The sequence below is a fragment of the Sphingomonas sp. MA1305 genome, assembly GCF_016107325.1.
Taxonomy (GTDB): Bacteria; Pseudomonadota; Alphaproteobacteria; order Sphingomonadales; family Sphingomonadaceae; genus Sphingomonas.
Window position 1 is genome coordinate 372,524 of the sequence record NZ_RCVT01000003.1, and the last position, 23,561, is coordinate 396,084.

Sequence of the window (23,561 nt, forward strand, 5' to 3'; positions counted from 1 at the left end):
ATGTTGTACTGGATCGCCGAGCACCTGAGGTTCTCCGGGCTGCTGAACCTCATCCGCTACCAGTCCTTCCGGACCGGGGCGGCGATCGCCACCGCGCTGTTCATCGGCCTGATCATCGGGCCGCGCTTCATCGGCTGGCTGCGCGTGCGGCAGGGCAAGGGGCAGCCGATCCGCGCGGACGGACCGCAGACGCACCTCGCCAAGCGCGGCACGCCGACGATGGGCGGGCTGATGATCCTGACCAGCATGGCGCTGTCGATCCTGATCTGGATGGACGTCGCCAATCCGTTCGTCTGGGCGTGCCTGTTCGTGACGCTCGGGTTCGGCGCGATTGGTTTCCTCGACGACTATGACAAGGTGCGCAAGGCGAGCACCGCCGGCGTGTCCGGGCGCACCCGGCTGCTGCTGGAATTCGCCATCGCCGGCATCGCCGCCTGGATCATCATGGGCCAGAACGGGCCGCATCTGTACCTGCCGTTCACCAACCGGCTGTACCTCGACCTCGGCTATTTCTACCTGGTGTTCGCGGCGTTCACGATCGTCGCCTTCGGCAACGCGGTGAACCTGACCGACGGGCTGGACGGACTGGCGACGATGCCGGTGATCATCGCCAGCGTCACCTTCGCGATCATCACCTATCTCGCCGGCAACGTGAAGTTCGCCGAATATCTGGGCATCGCGCATGTGCCGGGGGCGGGCGAGCTCGCCATCTTCTGCGGCGCGGTGATCGGCGCCGGCCTCGCCTTCCTGTGGTTCAATGCGCCGCCGGCCGCGGTGTTCATGGGCGACACCGGCAGCCTCGCGCTGGGCGGCGCGCTCGGCACGATCGCGGTGGTGGCGCATCACGAGATCGTGCTCGGCATCGTCGGCGGCCTATTCGTCGTCGAGGCGCTGAGCGTCATCATCCAGGTGTTCTTCTACAAGCGCACCGGCAAGCGCGTGTTCCGCATGGCGCCGATCCACCATCATTTCGAGCAATTGGGCTGGAGCGAGCCGACCGTCGTGATCCGCTTCTGGATCATCAGCCTGGTGCTGGCCCTGGCCGGCCTGTCGACGTTGAAGCTGCGGTGATCGTTTCCCAGGCCTGGGCGGGGCGGCGCTATGCGGTGCTGGGGCTGGCGCGCTCCGGCATGGCGACGGTGCGCGCGCTTGCCGCGGCGGGCGCGCATGTCGTCGCCTGGGACAGCGATGCCGCGGCGCGCGAGCGGGCGGCGGCGGTCGACGGCGTCATCGTCCACGATCCGGCGCTGCTCGACCTGAGCGGAGCGGCGGGGCTGGTCGTCTCGCCCGGCGTGCCGCTCAACACCCATCCGCTGGTGGCGCAGGCCCGCGCGGCCGGCGTGCCGGTGATCGGCGACATCGAGCTGTTCGCCCAGGCGCGCGCCGAGCTGCCGCCGCACAAGGTCGTCGGCATCACCGGCACCAACGGCAAGTCGACCACGACCGCGCTGGTCCACCATATCCTGAAGACCGCGGGCGTGCCGACGCTGATGGGCGGCAACATCGGCCTGCCGATCCTCGAGCAGGCGCCGCTGGAGCCGAATGCGCAGGGGGGCGGCGTCTATGTGCTGGAGCTGTCGAGCTACCAGATCGACCTGACGCAGAGCCTCGATTGCGACGTGGCGGTGCTGCTCAATATTACGCCCGATCACCTCGATCGCTACGATGGGTTCGAGGCGTACGCCGCGTCGAAGGCGCGGCTGTTCGCGATGCAATCGGCGGCGCATGAGGCCGTGATCGGCATCGGCGATACCGCCTCGGCGCAGATCGCCGGTACGCTGGCATCGCGGGCGGACCGGCTGACCAAGATCGCGGCCGGCCAATGCCTCGACCAATCGCGCTGGCCGGCGCTGCAGGGGCCGCATAACGCGCAGAACGCGCTCGCCGCGATCGCCGTGGCGAACGCGCTGGGGCTGGCGCCCGAGGCGATCGAGCAGGGACTGGCAACCTACAGCAGCCTTCCGCACCGCATGGAAACGGTCGCGACGCGCAACGGCGTCGCCTTCGTCGACGACAGCAAGGCGACCAACCCCGAAAGCACCGCCCCCGCGCTCGGCGCGTTCGAGCGCATCCACTGGATCGTCGGCGGCAAGCGCAAGGGCGACGACCTCGACGCCTGCGCTCCGTATCTCGACCGCGTCGCCGCCGCTTATACGATCGGCGAAGCGGGGCCCTTGTTCTCCGACCTGCTGAAGGGACGCGTTCCCGTCGTGGAACAGGCGGGCGACCTCGTCACCGCCGTCCGCCACGCCGCCGCGGCGGCCCGGCCGGGAGAGACTGTGCTCTTGTCGCCGGCCTGTGCTAGCTTCGACCAGTTCCGCGATTATGAGGATCGGGGGCGGGCATTCCGCGCGGCGGTGGAGGCATTGGACTAATGGCGACACGGACGGATGCGGTGCCCGGTGCGGGGCGCGACAGCCTGATCGCCAAGGTCAAGCGTCGCGGCGGGCGTGGCGATCGTTCGCCGCTCGGCACCTGGTTCTGGGACATCGACCGGATGCTGCTGCTGCTGACGCTGTTCCTGATCGCGATCGGGCTGGTGGCGGTGGCGGCGGCGAGCCCGGCGACCGCGGTCCGCTATTCGGGCGAGCACCACAAATTCACGCCGCTCTACTATTTCTGGCGGCAGCTGATGTGGGTCGGCCTGTCGCTGCCCGTGCTGTTTGGCGTGTCGATGCTGCCGGTCGCCACCGCGCGGCGGCTGGCGCTGGGCGGCGCGGCGCTGTTCGCTTTCCTGCTCGCGGTGACGCCGTTCATCGGCGCGGTGCACAATGGCGCGCGGCGCTGGATCGGCGTCGGCATCGCCGAATTCCAGCCGTCCGAGTTCTTGAAGCCGCTGTTCATCGTCGCCGTCGCCTGGGTGCTGTCGCTGAAGGTGAAGGATCAGGAGCTGCCGACGGTGGTGATCACCGGCGCGATGACCGCATTGGTCGCCGGCCTGCTGATGCTGCAGCCGGATTTCGGGCAGACGGTGATCTTCTGCTTGGTCTGGATGGCGCTGCTGATGATCGCGGGGACGCCGATGCGCGTGCTCGGCGGGATCATCGCCATGGTGCCGGTAGGGCTGGGCGCGGCCTATATGTTCTACAGTACGGCGCGCGCGCGCATCGACGCCTTTCTGTTCCCGGGCGTCGACGGCGAGGGGGCGGGCGACCATTTCCAGACCAACGCCGCGCATGCGACGATCACCGCCGGCGGCTGGACGGGCACCGGGCCGGGCGGCGGCGTCGCCAAATTCGGCCTGCCCGAAGCGCATACCGATTATATCTTTTCGGTGATCGGCGAGGAGTTCGGACTGATCGCCTGCGCCGTGATCGCCGTCGTGTTCCTGGCGATCGTCGTGCGGGTCTTCGTCAAGCTGCTCGACGAGCAGGATGAATTCAAGCTGCTTGCGGCGAGCGGGCTGGCGGTGCAATTCGGTGCGCAGGCGCTGGTGTCGATGGCGGTGAACACGGGGCTGGCGCCGTCCAAGGGGATGACGCTGCCGTTCATCAGCTACGGCGGATCGTCGATGATCGCGCTGTCGATCGGCATGGGGCTGCTGCTCGCCTTCACGCGGCGCAACCCGTTCCTGACGCGCAGTCCCTATGTGGTGAGATGGGGTTCGAATTGAGCAAGCATTACGTCCTCGCCGCCGGTGGTACGGGGGGGCATATGGTGCCCGCCGCGGCGCTGGCCGCGGAACTGACGAAGCGCGGGCATCGCGTCGCGCTGGTCAGCGATGCGCGCGGCGTGCGCTTCCCCGGCCTGTTCGACGGCATCCAGACGCACGTCCTGCCCGCCGGCCGTTTCCAGTTGAAGAGGCCACAGGGCTGGCCCGGTGCCGTGCGGGAGATGCTGCGCGGCCGGGCGATGGCGCGCGAATTGTACCGGACGTTCAAGCCGGCGGCGGTGATCGGCTTCGGCGGCTATCCCGCCTTTCCGGCGCTGCTGGCCGCGTTTGCGGAGAAGATCCCGACCGCGGTGCATGAGCAGAATGCGGTGCTGGGGCGCGTCAACCGCGTCGTCGCCGGGCGGGTGGAGGCGATCGCGACCTCCTATGCGGACACCGCGCGGTTGCCGGCGAAGCTCGCCGGCAAGGTGCATCTGATCGGCAATCCGGTGCGCGAGGCGGTGCTCGCCTTGCGCGCCAAGCCCTTTCCGCTGCTGGAGGAGGACGGCATCTTCCGCGTGCTCGTCACCGGCGGCAGCCAGGGCGCGAGCGTGCTGAGCCAGGTGGTGCCCGACGGTCTGGCGATGCTGCCCGTCACCTTCCGCCGCCGGTTGCAGGTAACGCAGCAGGCGCGGATCGAGGATATCGACGCGGTGCGCGCCAAATATGCCGAGCATCAGATTCCGGCGGAGCTCGCTACCTATCTGCCCGACATGCCGGAACAGCTCGCCTGGGCGCATCTGGTGATCGGCCGTGCCGGCGCCTCGACGATCGCGGAGCTGACGGCGGCCGGGCGGCCGGCGATCCTGGTGCCGCTGCCGTCCGCGACGGACGACCATCAGACCGCCAATGCGCGCGAGATGACCAGGGCGGGCGGCGCGCGGACGATCCCGCAGGGAGAGTTCACCGCCAAGGAGCTCGCCAAGCAGATGCAGAAGCTGGGCCTCGACCCTGCCGCACTCGAAAATGCGGCGGCGCGGGCGAAGAGCGTCGGCCGGCCGAATGCCGTCGGCGACCTCGCCGATCTGGTCGAGAGCCTGGATGCACCGCTCGCCCGCTTGCCGGTCGGCAAGCCGGTCAAGCCGAAGCCCGTATTGGCGGGGGCGGGCGCATGATCCGCGGCGTCCATACCGACATCGGCCCGATCCATTTCGTCGGCATCGGCGGCATCGGCATGTCCGGCATCGCCGAGGTGATGAAGAACCTTGGCTATACGGTGCAGGGCTCCGACGTCGCCGAAGGCTATGTCGTGCAGGGACTGCGCGACAAGGGCATCGCGGTGACGATCGGCCATGCGGCGGAAAATGTCGCCGAGGCGGCGGTGGTCGTCACCTCGACCGCGATCACCCGCTCCAATCCCGAAGTGGAAGCGGCGCTGGAGCGGCGCATCCCCGTCGTTCGCCGCGCGGAGATGCTCGCCGAGCTGATGCGGCTGAAGCAGACGGTGGCGGTCGCGGGGACGCACGGCAAGACGACGACGACCTCGATGGTCGCGGCGCTGCTCGACGCGGGCGGGATCGACCCGACCGTGATCAACGGCGGCATCATCAACAGCTACGGATCGAACGCGCGGCTCGGCGCCTCCGACTGGATGGTGGTCGAGGCGGACGAGAGCGACGGCAGCTTCCTACGCCTCGACGGCACGATCGCGGTGGTCACCAACATCGATCCCGAGCATCTCGACCATTACGGCAGCTTCGACGCGGTCAAGGACGCGTTCGTCGAGTTCGTCGAGAACGTACCCTTTTATGGCGCGGCCTTGCTGTGCCTCGATCATCCGGAGGTGCAGAACGTGCTGCCGCGGGTGCGCGACCGGCGCGTCGTCACCTACGGTTTCTCGGCGCAGGCGGACATCCGCGGCACCGACGTCACGCCGGTGCCGGGCGGCAACCGCTTCGCCTGCGTGATCCGGCAGCGAGACGGGTCGACGCGGACGATCGACAATGTCGAGCTGCCCATGCCCGGCCGGCACAATGTCCAGAACGCGCTGGCCGCGATCGGCGTCGCGCTCGAACTCGGCATCGACGATGCCACGATCGCCAAGGGCTTCGAGGCGTTCGGGGGGGTCAAGCGCCGCTTCACCAAGGTCGGCGAGATCGCGCTCGACGGCGGCAGCGTGACGGTGATCGACGATTACGGTCATCATCCGGTCGAGATCCGCGCGGTGCTCGCCGCGGCGCGCGAAGGCGCGCGGGGCCGGGTGATCGCGGTGGTGCAGCCGCATCGCTATTCGCGTCTCGGCAATCTGATGGAGGAGTTTCAGACCGCCTTCAACGACGCCGACCGCGTGCTGGTCACCCCCGTCTATGCCGCGGGCGAGGCGCCGGTGCCCGGCGTCGATGCCGAAGCGTTGGTCGAGGGGCTGAAGCGACGCGGCCACCGCTCCGCCGCCGTCGTCGCCGATGCGGATGCGCTGGCCACGGAATTGGCGGGGACGATCCAGGCGGACGATATGATCGTCTGCCTGGGGGCGGGTGACATCACCAAATGGGCGGCCGGACTGGCCGCGGCGATCGAGGCACGGCGATGAACGATTGGTTCGATGCAAGTCTGCGCTTCCAAAAGCAGATCCTCGACGCGCAACGCCGCACGCTGGAGGCGGGCAGCCAAGCGGTCGGGGCGGGCGATGCGCTGGTCCAGGTGCAGGAGGCGACGCGCAAGGCCGCCGAAGCCAACCTCGCGGCGTTCCAGGCCTGGGCGCGACTATGGGGTGCCGGGCCGTGGTGAACGCCGACGCCATCGCCATGCCGGCGGTCCGCGGCCGCCTGACCCGCAGCGCGCCGCTCGCGCCTTTGGTCTGGTTCAAGGCGGGCGGCGCGGCGGAATGGCTGTTCGAGCCGGCGGATGTTGACGATCTCGCCGACTTCCTCGCCGCGCTCGACCCTGCGGTGATGGTGATGGCGCTCGGTCTCGGGTCCAATCTGATCGTCCGCGACGGCGGCGTGCCGGGCGTGGTGGTGCGATTGGGCAAGGCCTTCGCCAAGGTCGAGGCGATCGACGCGACGACGCTGCGCTGCGGCGGTGGGGCGAGCGGCATCCTGGTGTCCTCGACCGCGCGCGATGCGGGCATCGGCGGCGTCGAGTTCCTGCGCTCGATCCCCGGCACGGTCGGCGGCTTCGTCCGCATGAACGGCGGCGCCTATGGGCGCGAGGTCAAGGACGTGCTGATCGAGGCCGATGTCGTTCTGCGCTCGGGCGAGCGGCGCACGCTGAGCCTCGGCGATCTCGGCTATACCTATCGCCATTCGGCGCTGCCCGACGGCGCGGTGGTCGTGTCGGCGATCTTCCGCGGCATGCCGGCCGAGCCGGCGGCGATCCAGACGGAGATGGATCGCATCGCCGCCGCGCGCGAGGCGTCGCAGCCGTTGCGATCCAAGACCGGCGGGTCGACGTTCAAGAACCCGGACGGCCACAAGGCCTGGGCGCTGGTCGATGCCGCCGGCTGTCGCGGCTTGCGTCGCGGCGATGCGCAGGTATCTGAGAAACATACGAATTTCCTGCTCAACTTGGGTGCGGCGACGAGCGCGGAGATCGAGGGGCTGGGCGAAGAGGTGCGGGACAAGGTGAAGGCGCATTGCGGGGTGACATTGGAGTGGGAAATCCAGCGGGTGGGGGTGGGGGCGTGATTGCCGTGAATCCAGTCCTCCCCGGAACGGGGAGGGGGACCATGCGCAGCATGGTGGAGGGGGCTCTCCACCCGCGCTGCGCTCCATGGGCCCCCCCCTCCGTCAGCGCTCTGCGCTGCCACCTCCCCGTGCCGGGGAGGATTTAATGCAGCCGCTCCACATCGCGGTCCTGATGGGCGGCTGGTCCGCCGAGCGTCCCGTGTCGCTGATGTCCGGCGCCGGCGTCGCCGATGCGCTGGAGGCGAATGGCCATCGCGTCACCCGCATCGACATGGGCCGGGACGTCGCGGCGCGGCTCGCCGAGGCGAAGCCCGACCTCGTCTTCAACGCGCTGCACGGTTCGCCCGGCGAGGACGGCACGGTGCAGGGCATGCTCGACCTGATGGGCATCCCCTATACCCATTCGGGTCTCGCCACGTCGGTGATCGCGATCGACAAGGTGCTGACCAAGCAGGCGCTGGTGCCCGCCGGCATCCCGATGCCGGGCGGCCGGGTGGTCCAGTCGGCCGACGTGTTCGAGGGCGATCCGATCGCGCGGCCTTATGTGCTCAAGCCCGTCAACGAGGGCTCGTCGGTCGGCGTCGCGATCGTCACCGCCGACGGCAATTACGGCAATCCGATCGGCCGCGACGTGGAGGGGCCGTGGCAGGAGTTCGACGAGCTGCTCGCCGAACCCTATGTGCGCGGGCGTGAGCTGACGACGGCGGTGCTCGGCAACCGGGCGCTCGGCGTCACCGAGCTGAAGCCCAAGAACGGCTGGTACGACTTCGACGCGAAATATACCGACGGCCTGACCGAGCACGTCTGCCCCGCCGATATCCCGGATCATATCGCCGATGCGTGCAAGCGACTGGCGCTGGAGGCGCATCGCCTGCTCGGCTGCAAGGGCGCGAGCCGCTCCGACTTCCGCTGGGACGACGAACGCGGCGTCGACGGCCTGTTCCTGCTGGAGGTCAACACCCAGCCCGGCATGACGCCGCTTAGCCTGGTGCCCGAACAGGCGCGGCATATCGGCATGAGCTACGAACAGCTGGTTCAGGCGATCGTCGACGAGGCGCTCGCCGATGCGAAGGCGCGCGACGGATGAGCCGCACGATCAAGCGCGGCAGCCCGCCGCGCCGGCCCGCCCCGCGCAAGAAGCAGCCCGTCCGCAAGGTCGGGCTGTTCGAGCGTGCGGTCGGAGCGCTGCCGGTCAGCGAGACGACGATCCGCAAGGCGGCGACCTGGACGATCACCGGCGCCGGCGTCGCGGGCGCGCTCGCCATCCTGACCTGGATCGGCATCCCCGGCATGATCGGCACCGCCGTCGCCGAAGGCGCCGGCCGCGCCGGCTTCCGCGTCGAGCAGATCGAGGTAACCGGCCTCAAGCGCATGGACCGGATGAGCGTCTATGCCGTCGCGCTCGACCAGCAGAGCCGCGCCATGCCGCTCGTCGACCTCGAATCGGTGCGCGAAAAGCTGCTCCGCTACGGCTGGATCGCGGACGCCCATGTCTCGCGGAGGCTGCCCGACACGCTGCTGATCGACATCATCGAGCGCGCGCCCGCCGCGGTGTGGCAGGACAATGGCCAGCTGACGCTGATCGACAAGGATGGCGTGTTGCTGGAGCCGGTGCGGGCGGAGGCGATGCCGGATCTGCCGCTGGTCATCGGCCCCGGTGCCGATCGGCAGGAACCCGGCTATCAGGCGCTGCTGGCCGCCGCACCCGCGCTGAAACCGCGCGTCAAGGCGGCGACCTGGATCGGCAATCGTCGCTGGGACCTGACGTTCGACACCGGCGAGACGCTGGCGCTGCCCGAGGATGGGGCGCCGGCGGCACTGCTCAAGTTCGCGGAGATGGACGGGGCGCGGCCACTGCTCGGCAAGGGCTGGGTGCGGTTCGACATGCGCGATCCCGCCAAGCTCGTGGTACGACGGCCGGACGCCAGCGTCGTCCATGCCTTGCCCGACCCGAGCGAGACGGAAGCGCCGGCGCCGGCAAGCAGGACAATCGCATCGGCGGGGGCGTCCGATGGTTAAGGGGGGCTGAGGCATCATGGCGAAGGTTGCACCGGAAGGGCTGATCACCGCGCTCGACATCGGGTCGTCCAAGGTATCGGCGATGATCGCGCAAAAGGGCGACGGCGGCGAGCTGATCGTGCTCGGCACCGGCCAGCGCGAGAGCCGTGGCGTCAAGCGCGGCTATATCGCCGACATGGGCGCGACCGAGGCGGCGGTGCGCGAGGCGGTGGAGCAGGCGGAGCGGATCGCCGGCATCAACATCGAGAACGTCTGGGTCGGCTTTTCCGCCGGCGGGCTGGTCAGCGACGTCGCCGAGGTCGAGTTCGAGCTGGGCGGCCACCGCGTCGAACAGCAGGACATCGACGCGCTGCTCGCCGCCGGGCGCAATTCGATCGACCCACAGGGGCGAATGGTGCTGCACGCACAACCGGCGCTCTACACGCTCGACGGGTTGACCGGTGTCAAGAAGCCGCTCGGCCTTCATGCCGACCGGCTCGGTGTCCACATCCATGTCGTCGCTGCCGACGGGTCGCCGGTGCGCAATCTCGACTTGTGCGTCCGCTCGGCGCATCTCGAGGTCAAGTCGATCATCGCCGCGCCGGTCGCGACCGGGCTGGCCTGCTTGAGCGAGGAGGAGCGCGAGCTCGGCGTCGCGTTGGTCGAGATGGGGGCGGGGATCACCAACGTCTCGCTGTTCGCGGGCGGCATGCTGGTCGGCCTGTGCTCGCTGCCGATGGGCGGGCAGGACATCACCGACGACATCGCCTCCGCCTTCGGCACGCGCCGTGCCCAGGCGGAGCGGATGAAGTGCTTCCACGGCTCGGCCAACGCTTCCCCGCGCGACAATCACGAGATGATCCCGGTGATGCCGATCGCGGCGGAGGACGACGTGCATGGCGGGATGCAGATCACCAAGGCGCAACTGATCGGCATCGTCCGCCAGCGGCTGGAGCATCAGATGGGCGAGATCCGCAAATCGCTGCAGCAGCTGAAATTCGAAGGACCGGTCGGGCGGCAGGTGGTGCTGACCGGCGGTGGCGCCGAGCTGAAGGGCATCGCCGATTACGCGCAGCAGGCGTTGGGGCGCTCGGTCCGCATCGGCCGGCCGCGCGGCTTGACCGCGCTGCCGGAGGCGCATGGCGGTCCGGCGTTCGCGACATTGGCCGGCCTTGCCTTCTACGCCGCGACCGATCCGATCGATCTGCGTGGCGCCGCGCCGCAGCCGCAGACCGTGCACCGCCAGAAGGGGCTTGGCATGGTCCGCAAGCTCATCCAGGCGGCGCGAGCCAATTATTGAAATTGCTTGACGTTTTGCGACGGTTTTCGGTGGAACCATCCCAAGCGTTGAGGCACAAGGGTTAATCAGTGCCCCGGTCAGCGTTTACCGGTAGGGGGCGGAGAGAACAGGCCATGAGCATCGAATTCATCACTCCGGAAGTCGACGAGCTGACGCCGCGTATCGCCGTGATCGGCGTCGGCGGCGCGGGCGGCAATGCGATCGCCAACATGATGCGTGCCGACGTGCAGGGCGTCGACTTCCTCGTCGCCAACACCGATGCGCAGGCGCTGAAGTCGTCGGTGGCGCCGCATCGCATCCAGCTCGGTTCGAAGATCACGCAGGGCCTGGGCGCCGGCGCCCGGCCGGAGATCGGTCGTGCCGCGGCAGAAGAGACGATCGACGAACTCGCCAAGCGGCTGGAGGGGGCGCATATGTGCTTCATCGCCGCCGGCATGGGCGGCGGCACCGGCACCGGTGCCGCGCCGGTGATCGCCAAGGCGGCGCGCGACATGGGTATACTGACGGTCGGTGTCGTCACCAAGCCGTTCAGCTTCGAGGGCAACCGTCGCGCCAAGGCCGCCGATGGCGGCATCGAGGAGCTGCAGAAGTACGTCGACACGCTGATCGTCATCCCGAACCAGAACCTGTTCCTGATCGCCAATGCGAACACGACCTTCAAGGAAGCGTTCGAGATGGCGGACGAGGTGCTGCAGCAGGGTGTGCGCGGCATCACCGACCTGATGGTCATGCCCGGCCTGATCAACCTCGACTTCGCCGACGTCCGCTCGGTGATGCAGGAGATGGGCAAGGCGATGATGGGCACCGGCGAGGCGAGCGGTGACAACCGCGCGCTGGAAGCGGCGCAGAAGGCGATCGCCAACCCGCTGCTCGACGGCGTCAGCATGCAGGGCGCCAAGGGCGTCATCATCTCGATCACCGGCGGCGACGACATGCGCCTGCTCGAGGTCGACGAGGCGGCGAACCACATCCGCGACCTGGTCGATCCCGATGCCAACATCATCTGGGGCTCGGCGTTCAATCCTGATCTCGAAGGCAAGATCCGCGTTTCGGTGGTCGCCACCGGCATCGACTCCGACGCCAAGCCCGCCGCCGTCGCCGCGCAGGCCGAGCCGACCAAGTCGTTCAGCTTCGGCATGGGCCGCAAGAGCGACGAGTCGACCTCCTTCCGTCCGAGCACGGCCGCGCCGGCCCAGTCGGCTCCGGCTCCGGCTCCGGCTCCGGCGGCCGCACCTGCCGCACCGTCGCCCAGCGTGTCGTTCGCGCCGCAGCAGCCGGCCGAGCCCGAGCCGCTCGACCTGACGCCGGACGCGGAGGTCGTGCCGATGTCGCAGGCCGATGCGGCGGATGACGAACTGGTGCTCGGCACCGAGACGATCGTGCCGCAACCGGCACCGCGTGCCTATGGCGATGATCCCTATCCGGCGGCCCCGGCACGCGGCTCGGCCGCTCCCGCTGCGGCGCCGACCGACGACGGCAGCCGCCGCCGCTGGATCGCGCCCGGCAGCGAGGCCAGTCCCGAGGCCGCGCCGCAGCCGCGCGTCAAGCTGGGCGGGACGCTGTTCGAGCGCATGTCCAACGCCGCCCGCGGCGCACAGCGCGAGGACACGGGCGAGGACAAGGAACCGCTCGACATTCCGCGCTTCCTGCATCGTCAGAACAATCAGTAACGGTCGATCGGGCCGCGGCGCAGGTCGCGGCCCCTCGTCCGGCTCCATCGGCCCCGGCGGATGACCGGGGCTTTTTGTTGTCCGCGCGCCCGATCCTGCCGACACGATCCCGCGACAACGACCCTCTCACCGCCTTCGTCGCCGCGCAGTCTCGTTCTGGCGCACGGTCCTGTTGCAGGACATTGCCGGTTCAGTTCCGCTCGGCTCTAGTCAGTGGCAATCCCATGCGTGTCTTTCTTCCCGCTTTCGTCGCCCTGGCGTCCGCGCCGGCCGTGCTGCCTGCGCAGCAGATGGTGCAGGCGCTGCCCGGCACCACCGATGCCGATCGGCTCGCCGAACAGATGCGCGCGCTCGCCAGCAATCCCCGCGACGTCAACGCGCTGATCGCGGCGGGCGAATTGTCGCTCGGCCTCGACGACCTGAGCGGCGCCGCCTCGCTGTTCGCGCGGGCGGAGCAGGTCGCGCCGGGCAATCCGCGGATCAAGGCGGGCGAGGGGTCGATCCTGGTCCGCTCCGAACGGCCAGGCGAGGCGCTGCGCTATTTCGCGCAGGCCGAGGCCGCCGGGCTGGACCCACGCAATTATGCCGCCGACCGCGGCCTCGCTTATGATTTGATCGGGCAGCAGGAGCGGGCCCAGCGTGATTACCGGCTGGCGTTGAAAACCGCGCCGTCGGACGAGACGTTGAAGCGCTATGCCCTGTCGCTGGGTATTTCCGGCAAGCGCGATGCGGCGCTGGAGCAATTGGATCCCTTGTTGCGCAAACAGGACCGCAGCGCCTGGCGCGTCCGCGCCTTCGTCCTCGCGATGGGTGGCGATCAGTCGGGGGCGGCGAAGATCGCATCGACGATGCTGCCGGGTGGCATGGCGCAGGGTCTGCAGCCGTTTTTCGAACGGCTGCCGACGCTGCCCGCCGCCGACCGCGCCTTTGCGGTTCATTTCGGCGAGGTGCGGACGACGCCGGAACGGATCGCCGATGCGCGGCTGGCGCCCGCCTTGCCGTATCTGGCGCCCGAGGCCGCACCGGTGGCGCTGGCGGCGGTGCAGCCTGCCGCACCGTCCTCACGCGCTGCGAGCCGCAGCGAGCGTCGCCGCCGCGGGCGGGATCGGGAACAACCCGGCCGCGTGACCCTTGCCTCCAATTCGCCGACGCCCGCCACCACCCCATCTTATGCGGAGGTGACGCGAGCCCTGACTCAGGTCCAGCCAGTGCCGGCGAGCGGCGGCTCGATCACGCGCGCTGCGACCATGGCGCCGGTGGCGCCGGTTGCGGTGGCGGCACAGCCGACCGTTCAGCCGTTGCCGCCGACCCGGACACCGGTTCCAACTACGACGCCTTCCGCGCCGGTCACGCGCCCGCCGGTCGAGGTCGTCACCATCGCGCCGGCGCCGCGCCCGACAACGGTCGTGGCCAGTCCGCCGCCGCCGGTGGCGCTGGCGACCGCTACGCCGAGCCAGCCGGTGGTCGCGCGGAGCATGCCGGCGCCCGGCTTCACCACCGCCGCGAGCGCCGCTCTGCCGACGGCCAGCGTGCCGACGAGCACGTCCGCACCGGCCGTCGAATACGCCTCGGCGTCGCCGCCGGTGCCTGCGCCGGTCTCCCCCGTTGCATCGCCAGTCGTGACGACGACGCCCACTCGAACCGCCTTCGTCGCTCCGGCCCCGACGCGGCGGCGCGAGCAGGCCGATTCCGTCCTGGCGCGGATCGTCGCCGGTCTGTCGATTCCCGGCAGCGAACTGGGCGTCGCCGAACCGCCACGTCCTGCTCCATTGGTCGCGGCACCGGTCGCCGCGGTGGCGTCGTCGCCCGCTGCTGTCGCCACACCGTCGCCCGAACGCGTCCTCGCCGAGGCGAAAGCCAAGGAGCAGCGCGACGCGGAGGCGGAGAAGGCGCTCGCCGCCAAGGCGGCGGCCGACAAGCGTGCCGCGGACCGCAAGGCTGCGGCCGAGAAGAAGGCGCTCGCCGCCAAGAAGGCCGCCGAGGCGGAGAAGCTGGCCGAAGCCAAGGCCGCGGCCGAGGAAAAGAAGAAGGCGCGCGCCAATCCGTCGCGCATCTGGGTGCAGGTCGCCGGCGGCGCCAATGAGGACGATCTGCCCAAGGCCTGGGCGGCGGCGAAGGCCAAGGCGCCGATCCTTGCCGGCAAGAGCGGTTGGAAGACGCCGCTACGCGCGACCAATCGCGTGCTGACCGGGCCGTTCAAGACCGATGCGGAGGCGCGGGCTTTCGTCAACCAGCTGACCAAACAGGGGGTCGGTGCCTTTGCCTTCACCAGCGATGCGGGACAGGTGGTGGAGAAGCTGTCGAGCAAGTAAAGGCGGCGCATGACGTTTCATGCGCCCTGGGCCTCCGACCCCGCCGCCAGCCGCGGTCGCCTTCACCCCGAGGGGGAGGGGACGCGCGGCCCGCGCGACGATTTTCAGCGCGATCGCGACCGGATCATCCATTCGATCAGCTTCCGCCGCCTGCGCCACAAGACGCAGGTCTTCATGGCGCCTGACGGCGATCATTTCCGCGTGCGCCTGACCCACAGTCTCGAGGTCGCGCAGATCGGCCGTACGATCGCCCGCGTGCTCGGCCTCAACGAGGATCTGACCGAGGCGCTATGCCTGGCGCACGACATCGGCCATCCGCCCTTCGGCCATGCCGGCGAGGATGCGTTGAAGGCGGCGCTCGCCGGCGCCGGCGGCTTCGACCACAACGGCCATACGCTGCGCACGCTGACCGAGATCGAGCGGCCCTATCCGACCTGGCACGGGCTCAATCTGACCTGGGAGACGCTGGAGGGGCTGGCCAAGCATAACGGCCCGGTACGCCATCCCGGTTGGGCCCTGGCCGAGGCGGATGCGCAATTTCCGCTCGACCTTGCCAGCCACGCCAGCTTGGAAGCGCAGGTGGCGGCGATCGCCGACGACATCGCTTATGACAATCACGATATCGACGACGGCTTGCGGGCGGGGCTGCTGACGCTGGACCAGCTGCTGGCGGTGCCGATGGTCGCGGCCGGCTGGCAGGCGACGCAGGCGCGCTTTCCCGACGTGCCCGCCAAACGGTTGGCGCGCGAACTGGTGCGCAGCCAGATCGGTGTGATGGTCAACGACCTGATCGAGGAAACGCGACGCCGGATCGCCGCATCCGGCGTGCAGACCGTCGACGAGGTCCGCGCTACCGGCCACGCGCTATGCGGCTTCTCGCCGGCAATGCGCGAGGCGGAGCGCGACCTGAAGCGCTTCATGTATGCCAACCTCTATCACCACCCGCGCCAGCTGGAGGCGGCGGAGGCGGCGCATGGCATCGTTGCCGGCCTGTTCGCCGTCTATCAGGCCGACCCGCGGACGATGGGCGAGGAATGGGCGGAGACGGTGCCGACGGAGGAGCCGGCGCGCAGCCGCCACATCGCGGATTTCATCGCGGGGATGACCGACCGGTTCGCCATCGCGCGGTATCGGGAGCTGATTGGCGAGGTGGCGCTGCCCGAAGGCTTTTGAACCGGCGGGATCGTGCCGAACGCCGCTGATATGGCGGGTCCGCTCCGGAAGCCGTCGGGTGTTTCTGTTGCATATGATATGAGAAGGGCCGCCCGTGATGCGGACGGCCCTGACGCATGCCGGTTCGGCGTTGCGGCTTAGCGCGCGGCGGTCTGGATACCCGTCGCTTCGCGGGCAGCGCCCACCGCCTGAGCGGCGCGGAACGAAACCGGATAGCCACCGGCAAAGCCGCTGACCCGGTCGCCGCGGACGACGAGTCGGAAGGGCGTGCCCGACGGATAGCGGCGGCCAGAGATCACCTGGTGATCGCCGCTGACCTGGCTCGAGTAGATGTACGTATAGCCTTCGTGCGTGAAGCTCTGACGCGGTGCGCGGGCTTCGACGGTGGCGGTGGCAGTGACGGCAACCGTGACGGCGGCCAGGATCGAAATGGTCTTGCGCATGATCGTCTCCCGCTTGGATGCGAGCCGGATCAGGTCCTTCCCCTACTTTCGTCCGGAGCGGATATTGCGGTGCAGCACAGCACGCAACTGCAACTCCCATCGTCCTGCATGCAGATCGCGCAATCGTATGTTCAGGTCGACAATGGTATAGATCTGCGACAAGTGCCGCGTAGCAGAGACGAATCTTCCGGGAGTGGAGGAGCGTTTTGATGTCCGATGCAGCGATCGCGTTGAACCGGTTCGGGCTGGGTGCTCGGGCGCAGGATGAGCCGCCGGCCGATCCGCGACGCTGGCTGACCGAGCAGATCGAGCGATACCAGCCGCGTCCGCCGGCGCTGGCGTCGGTGCCGACGAGCGCCGCCGTGTCGGTTGATATCCAGGACTATCGGGCCGAACAGCGCGCGATGCGGATGGTGCAGGGGCCGGCGGTGAAACCGGCCGCCACGCCCGCCGCTGCCGCTGCCATGGCCGCACCGGCCGTGCCGGCGGCGATGACGACGCCGGCAGCCACCATGCCGGGGGCGACGGCGATCAAACCGGCGATGCAGGAGGCGCGGCAGGCGGCGCGGCGGCTCGCCCGTGACGATTATTCGACGCTGATCGCGGCGCGGGCGGCGGCGGCGGTGACGAGCGACACGCCGTTCGCCGAACGGTTGGTGCATTTCTGGTCCAACCATTTCGCGGTGTCGGCCGACAAGCTGGAACTGCTCGGCCTGTCGGGCACGCTGGAGATGGAGGCGATCCGCCCGCATCTGATCGGGCGCTTCTCCGACATGCTGTTCGCGGTGGAGCGGCATCCGGCGATGCTGCTCTATCTCGACCAGTCGGTGTCGGTCGGGCCAGACAGTCCGCTCGGCGCGCGCATCGCGGCGCGGGGTAATCGCAAGGTCGGCCTCAACGAGAATCTCGCCCGCGAGATCATGGAGCTGCACACATTGGGCGTGCGCACCGGCTATACCCAGGCCGACGTCACCGAATTCGCGCGGGCGATGACCGGCTGGACGGTGGGCGGCATCGGCGGGGGTGCCGGCGGGCGTTTCTCCGACGGCTGGACGCCCGGCAGCTTCGTCTTCGTCGATCGGGTCCATCAGCCCGGCACCCGCACCATCCTCGGGAAGATTTATCCCGAGGGCGGGCAGGAACAGGCACAGGCGGTGCTGATGGATCTCGCGGTCCATCCCGCCACCGCGCGCCATATCGCCACCAAGCTGACCCGGCATTTCGCCGGCGACGTGCCGCCGCCGGCGATGGTCGCGCGGCTGGAGGCCGCCTTCCTGCGGTCGGGCGGCGATTTGCCGACCGTCTACCGCGCGATCATCGCGTCGCCGGAAGCCTGGGCGCCGGCGCCGGCCAAGTTCAAGACGCCATGGGAATGGTCGGTCTCGGTCGGCCGGGCCTTGGGGCCCGCCGCGCTGCCGCCGCCCTCGGTCGAGGGATTGATGAACCAGCTCGGCCAGCCCGTCTGGAAGCCGGGCCAGCCGATCGGCTATGACGACACCGCGCCGAGCTGGGCCGGGCCGGACGCGGTGATGCGCCGGGTCGAGGCGGCGCAGCGCTTCGCCGCCCGCGTGCCGGCCGCCGTCGACGCGCGCGCGCTGGCGGCGCAACTGTTCCCCGCGGCGCTGTCTCCGGCGACCGCCCAGGCGCTGCAACGCGCCGAGAGCCCGGCACAGGCGCTCGCCCTGCTGCTCGTCTCGCCCGAAATGATGCGGAGGTGACCACCATGGACCGTCGTACCTTCTTGCGCGGCGCCGGCACGATCGGCGTGCTCGGCGGCTTCGCGCCCCGTCTCGCCTTCGCCAAGGCGGCGACCGCCAAGCGGTTCGTCTTCATCATCCAGCGCGGCGCCGCCGACGGCATGGGCATCGTCGGACCCGTCGGCGACCCCGCCTTCGTCAGCGCGCGTGGCGATCTGGCGGCGGACGTCGCCGCCGGCACCAAGCTCGACGCGATGTTCGCGCTGCATCCGGCGCTCGCCACCACCGCCGGCCTGTACAAGCAGGGGCAGGCGCTGTTCGCCCATGCCATTGCCTCGCCCTATCGCGACCGCTCGCATTTCGACGGGCAGAACGTGCTCGAGACGGGCGGCACAAGCGCCTATCAGCTGCGGGATGGCTGGATGAACCGGCTGCTCGGCATCGTGCCGCAGGAGGACGCGCATGCGATCGCGATCGCGGCGACGGTACCGATGGCCTTGCGCGGCAAGCGCGAAGTGGCGAGCTACGCTCCGTCCGCGCTGCCCCACGCCTCGGACGACCTGCTCGCGCGGGTGACGCAGCTGTACCAGGGCGATGCGCAGCTCCACGCGCTGTGGGACGAGGCGCTATCGACGCGCCAGTTGACCGGCGACTTGACCGACAAGGATGCGCGCAACACCGGCGCGCTGGCGGCGCGACTGCTGGTGCCGGCGAATGGCGCACGCATCGCGACGATCGAGACCGGTGGCTGGGACACGCACGCCGGCCAGCGCGGGCGGCTGACCCAGCAGCTCAAGGCGCTCGACGCGATGGTCGGTGCGTTGAAGACGGGGCTGGGCCCGGTGTGGGACGATACATTGGTGCTGGTCGCCACCGAATTCGGCCGGACGGTGGCGGTCAACGGCACTGGCGGCACCGACCACGGCACCGGAACCGCGGCGATGCTGCTCGGCGGCGCGGTCAAGGGCGGGCGGGTGCTCGCCGACTGGCCGGGGCTGGCGGCGGCGAACCTGTACGAGAACCGCGACCTCAAGCCGACCGCGCAACTCGACGCCTTCATCGCGGGGGCGGTGGCGGATCACTTCGCGGTCGATCCCGCCCGCGCCATGCCGGCGCTGTTTCCGGCGAGCCAGAAGACCGCGGCGGTGGAGGGGCTGCTGCGCGTCTAACGCCTCCCCGCTCGCGGGAGGTGGAAAGGGACATCTCCAGACACTGCGTTGCGTCGAGGTCCCGCACCGTCAGCGCAGGCGCGCTTGTCCTCCCCGTGCCAGGTAGGATAAGCGCGCCTTGCGACAATCCGGCCACGCCCGTACATCGCGGCGCATCATGACGCTCTATACCCGTTTCGCCGGCCATGTCGCCGCCGCCCTCGACACGCTGACCGCCGCCGGCACGCTGCCGGAAGGGCTCGACCGCCGCAACGTCACCGTCGAGCCGCCACGCGATCCGAGCCACGGCGACCTCGCCACCAATGCGGCGATGGTGCTGGCCAAGCCGGCCGGCACGAATCCGCGGCTGTTGGCCGAAGCCCTGGTGGGCGAACTCGGCAAGCTGCCCGAGGTGGCGGCGGCAAGCGTCGCGGGGCCGGGCTTCATCAACCTGACGCTGACCGACGCCGCCTGGCGCGACGAACTGGCGGCGATCCCCGCGGCCGGCGCCGATTACGGCCGTTCGACGATGGGGCAGGGCGTGCGCGTCAACATCGAATATGTCTCGGCCAATCCGACCGGACCGATGCACATGGGCCATTGCCGCGGCGCCGTCGTCGGTGACGCGCTCGCCGCGCTGCTGGAATTCGCCGGCCATGACGTGATCCGCGAATATTACGTCAACGACGCGGGCGGCCAGGTCGACGTGCTCGCCCGCTCCGCCCATCTCCGCTACCGCGAGGCGCTGGGCGAGGACATCGGCGCGATCCCCGAAGGCCTGTATCCCGGCGATTATCTGGTGCCGGTCGGCCAGGCGCTCGCCGCCGAGTTCGGCGATCGCTACGTCGCCGCGCCGGAAAGCGCATGGCTGGCGCTGTTCCGCAGCCGCGCGGTCGCGGCGATGCTGGTGATGATCAAGGACGATCTCGCGCTGCTCGGCATCCATCACGACGTCTTCTCCTCGGAAGCGGAGCTGCAAGCGGCGGGCAAGCCGGAGGCGGCGGAAGCGTGGCTGCGCGAGCACGACCTCGTTTATGACGGCGTGCTGGAGGCACCCAAGGGCGAGACGCCGGAGGATTGGGAGCCGGTCGAGCTGCCGTTATTCCGCTCCACCGCCTTTGGCGACGATCAGGATCGCCCGATCAAGAAGTCGAACGGCAGCTGGACCTATTTCGGTGCCGATCTCGCCTATCATTTTCAGAAGAGCCAGAATGCCGACCAGCTGATCGACATCTGGGGTGCGGATCACGCCGGCACAGTCAAGCGGATCGTCGCCGCCGTCGCCGCGCTGACCGGCGGCAAGACCCGCTTCGACGTCAAGCTGGTGCAGATGGTGCGGCTGCTGCGCGGCGGCGAACCGGTGAAGATGTCCAAGCGCGCGGGCAATTTCGTCACGCTGGCCGACGTCGTACGCGAAGTCGGCAAGGACGTCGTCCGCTTCACCATGCTGACCCGCCGGGCCGACGCGCAGATGGACTTCGACTTCGCCAAGGTGGTGGAGGCGTCGAAGGACAATCCCGTTTTCTACGTCCAATACGCCCATGCGCGTATCGCCTCGCTGCACCGCCGCGCGGCGGAGGCGGGGATCGCTGCCGGAGAGGCCGATTTGTCCCGGCTTGACACGGAGGAACTAGCGCTGATGAAGCTGGCAGCGCAGTTCCCGCGCGTCGTCGAAACCGCCGCGGTTGCGCGCGAGCCGCACAGAATTGCGTTTTATCTGTATGACTTAGCGGCGGCTTTTCACGCCGCATGGAACGTCGGCAACGATCGACCCGACCGCCGCTTCCTGATGCCCGACGATCATGAGGCGACGCGTGCGCGTCTCTTCTTGGCGGACGGCATCGCACAGATTATTCGTAACGGGCTCGCCATCATGGGCGTGGTGGCGGTTTCGGAGATGAAGTGATGGCCGACGAGATGGATCTGCGACAGGACGATCGCCTGCCGTGGCTCGAGACCGTCGAGCCCGAGGAGGAGCGGACCGCGCCCGTCGGCAAGGTGATCGCGCTGGTCGTGGTCGGCCTCGCCATCCTCGCGGCGATCGTCTTCGGCATCTACAAACTGCAGACCCGTCACGGCGGTGGCAACGGCGAGCTGATCGAGGCGCAGGAAGGTGATTACAAGGTCCGTCCGGACGATCCCGGCGGCCTGAAGGTGAAGGGCGAGGGCGACGCCGCGGTCGCGACCAGCGCCGGCAAGGCGGGCAATGCCGCGATTGATCTCAACGCCGTGCCCGAAAAGCCGGTCGATGGGCGCCGCGTCGCGCCGACTGCCGGCAAGGCGCAGGGCGACGGCGGCCGCAACGCGGTGGCGCAGGTGCCGTCCTCGGGCGGCAAGCTGGTGGCGACGCCGCCGGTGACCGCCCAGCGGCCGACCGGCCCCGGTTCGGCGAGCGGCGGATCGCTCGTCCAGCTCGGCGCCTATCCTTCCGAAGCCTCGGCGAATGCGGCGTGGACGGGCTTCTCCAAGCGCTTCTCCTACCTCGCGCCGCTGGGCAAGGCGGTGCAGCCGGTCGCGACGGGCGGACGCACGCTCTATCGCTTGCGCGTCAATGCCGGCAGCGCCAATCAGGCCGCGGATATCTGCGGACGCCTGCGCGTCGCCGGCGAAAGCTGCTTCATCGCCAGCTGACCGGTGCGGCGATCCTGTCGCCGATTGATGGCTTTCCTCTTGCGCAGGAGCGGGGGAGGAAGCCAGCGTTATCGACATATCGACTTCTGTCATTCTTCGCTACCTGCTACGTTCCGCATCCTAAAGAAGCAGAGCAGGATGCGGACTCGGCGAGTGGCGTGGCTGGCGGTAGCGGCGATTGCACTGACCGGGGCGCAAGACCGTCCGGCGCCGCCACAGGCTGGCAGCGATACGGTCGTCACCGGCAAGCGCGACGAACCCGGCATCGACCTGTCCGGCCCCGTCCCCAGATTGCATGGCGGCCTCTGGGTCTTCGATCGGACGGGAACGATGGTGAGCGGGCATCCGATCAACGCCCCGCGCCAGCGCTTTCCGGGCGCCGGCGGTGGCGAGGGAAGACCGTTCTCCTTCCGCACCTGTCTGGCGGACGACGATCTGGCCGGCGCCTTGCGACGCATGGCCGGCGAACATTCGAGCCTGCCCGATCCCCAGCATTGCGGCCGCCTGCAAATGACCGTCGACAAGGGTCGCGTGAGCGGACGCCGTATGTGCGAACTGACCAGCTTCGAGATCGGTCAATCGCATTCGCGGCTGTCGATCGACGTCAGCGGCACCTATGACGCCCAGCGTCTTCGCTTGACCATGACCGGTAACGAGGGGACCGACGGCTTTGCGGAGGGTTATCGTTCCGTGCCGCGTCCGGCGACCTGGCGCTGGCGGGTGACCGCCTCGCGGGCGGGCGCCTGCCCGGACGATCGTCGCGCGCTGCGCGGCGCCGACGAAACCGTCGACTTGATTTTCCTGCCGGGCGTCGATGGATCGGGCATCTAGCCGGGGCGGCGGTAGCGCGCATCGCCGCCGCGCGCTACACCGCCGCGCATGAAGCCCGTCATCTTCGGCCTGTCCGGCCCGGCGCTCACCCCCGACGAGCGCGCCTTCTTCGCCGACGTCGAGCCCGCCGGCTACATCCTCTTCCGCCGCAACGTGGTGGACCGGGCGCAGCTGCGCGCCCTGACCGACTCCCTGCGCGACCTGGCCGGGCGCGACGATCTGGCGATTCTGATCGATCAGGAGGGTGGCCGCGTCGCCCGCATGGGGCCGCCGGAATGGGCCGCTTTTCCTGCCGGTCCCGCCTTCGCGAAACTCTATCAGGCCGCGCCGATGTCGGCGATTCAGGCGATGCGCGCCAATGCCCAGGCGCTGGGGCTGATGCTGAGCGAGGTCGGCATCACCGTCGATTGCGCGCCACTGCTCGACGTCGCGCAGCCCGATACGACCGAGGCGGTGGCGTCGCGGGCCTATGGCACCGATCCGATGCAGGTCGCCGCGCTCGGTCGCGCGATGCTGGAAGGGCTGGCAGCGGGTGGCGTCGTCGGCGTCGTCAAGCATATGCCCGGTCATGGCCGCGCGATCGTCGACAGCCATCACGATCTGCCGACGGTGACCGCGCCGGCGGAGGCGCTCGCCGTCGACATCGAGCCGTTCCGCACGCTGCGTCATGCGATGATGGGCATGACCTCGCATATCGTCTTCCAGGCCTGGGATGCGGAGCGTCCGGCGACCTTGTCGCCCGTCGTCATCGATCGGGTGATCCGCGGCGAGATCGGCTTCGACGGGCTGTTGATGACCGACGACATCGACATGAAGGCGCTGTCCGGCACCGCCGGCGACAAGGCGGCGAGCGCGATCGCGGCCGGTTGCGATCTCGTGCTCGATTGCTGGGCGCGGATGGACGAGATGATCGACATCGCCGGCCGGCTCGAACCGATCGCGGCGCACAGCCGCGCCCGCCTCGACCGGGCGATGGCGAGCCGCCGCGCGCCGGACGGCGACTTTGACGAATTGATCGAGCGCCGCGACGCCTTTCTCGCCTTGGCATGATGCCAGGCGGGCTCGTATCACCGCGCCGCC

20 protein-coding genes are annotated in these 23,561 nt (G+C 69.4%); 19 read left to right on the forward strand and 1 reads right to left on the reverse strand.

Going from position 1 to position 23,561, the window contains the following annotated elements; all coding sequences use genetic code 11:
• The 13 genes from mraY to D9601_RS14730 all read left to right on the forward strand — a co-directional run bounded on the left by mraY (position 1) and on the right by D9601_RS14730 (position 15,731).
• Entirely contained in the window at positions 1 to 1,071 is a 1,071-nt protein-coding gene (gene mraY / locus D9601_RS14670) for a phospho-N-acetylmuramoyl-pentapeptide-transferase (RefSeq protein ID WP_198354772.1), read from the forward strand.
• Positions 1,068 to 2,375: a UDP-N-acetylmuramoyl-L-alanine--D-glutamate ligase gene (murD, locus tag D9601_RS14675; protein ID WP_198354773.1), complete on the forward strand. Its 1,308-nt coding sequence runs from the start codon at positions 1,068 to 1,070 to the stop codon at positions 2,373 to 2,375. The genes mraY and murD overlap by 4 nt, the downstream gene beginning before the upstream one ends.
• A complete protein-coding gene (locus tag D9601_RS14680; RefSeq protein WP_198354774.1) occupies positions 2,375 to 3,613 on the forward strand; it encodes an FtsW/RodA/SpoVE family cell cycle protein in 1,239 nt (412 codons plus the stop codon). The genes murD and D9601_RS14680 overlap by 1 nt, the downstream gene beginning before the upstream one ends.
• On the forward strand, positions 3,598 to 4,767 hold the full coding sequence (gene murG / locus D9601_RS14685) for an undecaprenyldiphospho-muramoylpentapeptide beta-N-acetylglucosaminyltransferase (RefSeq protein WP_198354775.1): 1,170 nt from the start codon (positions 3,598 to 3,600) through the stop codon (positions 4,765 to 4,767). The genes D9601_RS14680 and murG overlap by 16 nt, the downstream gene beginning before the upstream one ends.
• Positions 4,767 to 6,182 carry a UDP-N-acetylmuramate--L-alanine ligase gene (murC, locus tag D9601_RS14690; RefSeq protein WP_198354922.1) on the forward strand — a complete coding sequence of 472 codons (1,416 nt, stop codon included), beginning with the start codon at positions 4,767 to 4,769 and terminating at the stop codon, positions 6,180 to 6,182. Before murG ends, murC begins: the two co-directional genes overlap by 1 nt.
• Positions 6,179 to 6,379, forward strand: coding sequence for a hypothetical protein (locus tag D9601_RS14695; protein ID WP_232474232.1), 201 nt, complete (start codon positions 6,179 to 6,181; stop codon positions 6,377 to 6,379). Before murC ends, D9601_RS14695 begins: the two co-directional genes overlap by 4 nt.
• A gap of 17 nt (positions 6,380 to 6,396) precedes the next feature.
• Entirely contained in the window at positions 6,397 to 7,278 is an 882-nt protein-coding gene (gene murB / locus D9601_RS14700; protein ID WP_198354923.1) for a UDP-N-acetylmuramate dehydrogenase, read from the forward strand.
• A gap of 145 nt (positions 7,279 to 7,423) precedes the next feature.
• Positions 7,424 to 8,365 (forward strand): D-alanine--D-alanine ligase, encoded by a 942-nt coding sequence (locus tag D9601_RS14705; RefSeq protein WP_198354777.1) that lies wholly within the window; start codon positions 7,424 to 7,426, stop codon positions 8,363 to 8,365.
• Complete coding sequence (locus tag D9601_RS14710) at positions 8,362 to 9,297, forward strand: cell division protein FtsQ/DivIB (protein WP_198354778.1); 936 nt, start codon at positions 8,362 to 8,364, stop codon at positions 9,295 to 9,297. Before D9601_RS14705 ends, D9601_RS14710 begins: the two co-directional genes overlap by 4 nt.
• A 16-nt stretch (positions 9,298 to 9,313) precedes the next feature.
• Positions 9,314 to 10,576 (forward strand): cell division protein FtsA, encoded by a 1,263-nt coding sequence (gene ftsA / locus D9601_RS14715; RefSeq protein ID WP_198354779.1) that lies wholly within the window; start codon positions 9,314 to 9,316, stop codon positions 10,574 to 10,576.
• Positions 10,577 to 10,689: 113 nt separating this feature from the next.
• On the forward strand, positions 10,690 to 12,246 hold the full coding sequence (gene ftsZ / locus D9601_RS14720; protein WP_198354780.1) for a cell division protein FtsZ: 1,557 nt from the start codon (positions 10,690 to 10,692) through the stop codon (positions 12,244 to 12,246).
• A 224-nt stretch (positions 12,247 to 12,470) separates the two neighbouring features.
• Positions 12,471 to 14,558, forward strand: coding sequence for a tetratricopeptide repeat protein (locus tag D9601_RS14725; protein WP_198354781.1), 2,088 nt, complete (start codon positions 12,471 to 12,473; stop codon positions 14,556 to 14,558).
• A 9-nt stretch (positions 14,559 to 14,567) separates the two neighbouring features.
• On the forward strand, positions 14,568 to 15,731 hold the full coding sequence (locus tag D9601_RS14730) for a deoxyguanosinetriphosphate triphosphohydrolase (protein ID WP_198354782.1): 1,164 nt from the start codon (positions 14,568 to 14,570) through the stop codon (positions 15,729 to 15,731).
• Between the two features lie 137 nt (positions 15,732 to 15,868).
• On the opposite strand, the gene D9601_RS14735 is transcribed toward D9601_RS14730, so the two are convergent.
• A complete protein-coding gene (locus D9601_RS14735; protein ID WP_232474233.1) occupies positions 15,869 to 16,174 on the reverse strand; it encodes a hypothetical protein in 306 nt (101 codons plus the stop codon).
• Positions 16,175 to 16,383: 209 nt separating this feature from the next.
• On the opposite strand from D9601_RS14735, the gene D9601_RS14740 reads away from it, so the two are divergent.
• The 6 genes from D9601_RS14740 to nagZ all read left to right on the forward strand — a co-directional run bounded on the left by D9601_RS14740 (position 16,384) and on the right by nagZ (position 23,531).
• Positions 16,384 to 17,892, forward strand: coding sequence for a DUF1800 domain-containing protein (locus D9601_RS14740; RefSeq protein WP_198354783.1), 1,509 nt, complete (start codon positions 16,384 to 16,386; stop codon positions 17,890 to 17,892).
• Between the two features lie 5 nt (positions 17,893 to 17,897).
• The gene (locus tag D9601_RS14745; protein ID WP_198354784.1) at positions 17,898 to 19,040 is read left to right on the forward strand and encodes a DUF1501 domain-containing protein; all 1,143 of its coding nucleotides are present in this window, start codon (positions 17,898 to 17,900) and stop codon (positions 19,038 to 19,040) included.
• A gap of 157 nt (positions 19,041 to 19,197) precedes the next feature.
• Positions 19,198 to 20,925, forward strand: coding sequence for an arginine--tRNA ligase (gene argS / locus D9601_RS14750; RefSeq protein ID WP_198354785.1), 1,728 nt, complete (start codon positions 19,198 to 19,200; stop codon positions 20,923 to 20,925).
• Positions 20,925 to 21,650 (forward strand): SPOR domain-containing protein, encoded by a 726-nt coding sequence (locus tag D9601_RS14755; RefSeq protein ID WP_198354786.1) that lies wholly within the window; start codon positions 20,925 to 20,927, stop codon positions 21,648 to 21,650. The genes argS and D9601_RS14755 overlap by 1 nt, the downstream gene beginning before the upstream one ends.
• Positions 21,651 to 21,677: 27 nt before the next feature.
• A complete protein-coding gene (locus D9601_RS14760; protein ID WP_198354787.1) occupies positions 21,678 to 22,481 on the forward strand; it encodes a hypothetical protein in 804 nt (267 codons plus the stop codon).
• Positions 22,482 to 22,529: 48 nt separating this feature from the next.
• Complete coding sequence (gene nagZ, locus D9601_RS14765) at positions 22,530 to 23,531, forward strand: beta-N-acetylhexosaminidase (protein WP_198354788.1); 1,002 nt, start codon at positions 22,530 to 22,532, stop codon at positions 23,529 to 23,531.
• Positions 23,532 to 23,561: the final 30 nt, after the last annotated feature.

What these genes read in the sequence shown, in the direction of transcription:
- D9601_RS14695 (WP_232474232.1), top strand. Translation starts at nt 6,179, where the DNA reads ATGAACGATTGGTTCGATGCAAGTCTGCGCTTCCAAAAGCAGATCCTC.
- D9601_RS14745 (WP_198354784.1), top strand. Translation starts at nt 17,898, where the DNA reads ATGGACCGTCGTACCTTCTTGCGCGGCGCCGGCACGATCGGCGTGCTC.
- ftsZ (WP_198354780.1), top strand. Translation starts at nt 10,690, where the DNA reads ATGAGCATCGAATTCATCACTCCGGAAGTCGACGAGCTGACGCCGCGT.
- D9601_RS14725 (WP_198354781.1), top strand. Translation starts at nt 12,471, where the DNA reads ATGCGTGTCTTTCTTCCCGCTTTCGTCGCCCTGGCGTCCGCGCCGGCC.
- D9601_RS14740 (WP_198354783.1), top strand. Translation starts at nt 16,384, where the DNA reads ATGTCCGATGCAGCGATCGCGTTGAACCGGTTCGGGCTGGGTGCTCGG.
- D9601_RS14705 (WP_198354777.1), top strand. Translation starts at nt 7,424, where the DNA reads ATGCAGCCGCTCCACATCGCGGTCCTGATGGGCGGCTGGTCCGCCGAG.
- D9601_RS14735 (WP_232474233.1), bottom strand. Translation starts at nt 16,174, where the DNA reads ATGCGCAAGACCATTTCGATCCTGGCCGCCGTCACGGTTGCCGTCACT.
- D9601_RS14760 (WP_198354787.1), top strand. Translation starts at nt 21,678, where the DNA reads ATGGCTTTCCTCTTGCGCAGGAGCGGGGGAGGAAGCCAGCGTTATCGA.
- mraY (WP_198354772.1), top strand. Translation starts at nt 1, where the DNA reads ATGTTGTACTGGATCGCCGAGCACCTGAGGTTCTCCGGGCTGCTGAAC.
- nagZ (WP_198354788.1), top strand. Translation starts at nt 22,530, where the DNA reads ATGAAGCCCGTCATCTTCGGCCTGTCCGGCCCGGCGCTCACCCCCGAC.
- murB (WP_198354923.1), top strand. Translation starts at nt 6,397, where the DNA reads ATGCCGGCGGTCCGCGGCCGCCTGACCCGCAGCGCGCCGCTCGCGCCT.
- D9601_RS14755 (WP_198354786.1), top strand. Translation starts at nt 20,925, where the DNA reads ATGGCCGACGAGATGGATCTGCGACAGGACGATCGCCTGCCGTGGCTC.
- D9601_RS14710 (WP_198354778.1), top strand. Translation starts at nt 8,362, where the DNA reads ATGAGCCGCACGATCAAGCGCGGCAGCCCGCCGCGCCGGCCCGCCCCG.
- argS (WP_198354785.1), top strand. Translation starts at nt 19,198, where the DNA reads ATGACGCTCTATACCCGTTTCGCCGGCCATGTCGCCGCCGCCCTCGAC.
- ftsA (WP_198354779.1), top strand. Translation starts at nt 9,314, where the DNA reads ATGGCGAAGGTTGCACCGGAAGGGCTGATCACCGCGCTCGACATCGGG.
- murG (WP_198354775.1), top strand. Translation starts at nt 3,598, where the DNA reads ATGGGGTTCGAATTGAGCAAGCATTACGTCCTCGCCGCCGGTGGTACG.
- D9601_RS14730 (WP_198354782.1), top strand. Translation starts at nt 14,568, where the DNA reads ATGACGTTTCATGCGCCCTGGGCCTCCGACCCCGCCGCCAGCCGCGGT.
- D9601_RS14680 (WP_198354774.1), top strand. Translation starts at nt 2,375, where the DNA reads ATGGCGACACGGACGGATGCGGTGCCCGGTGCGGGGCGCGACAGCCTG.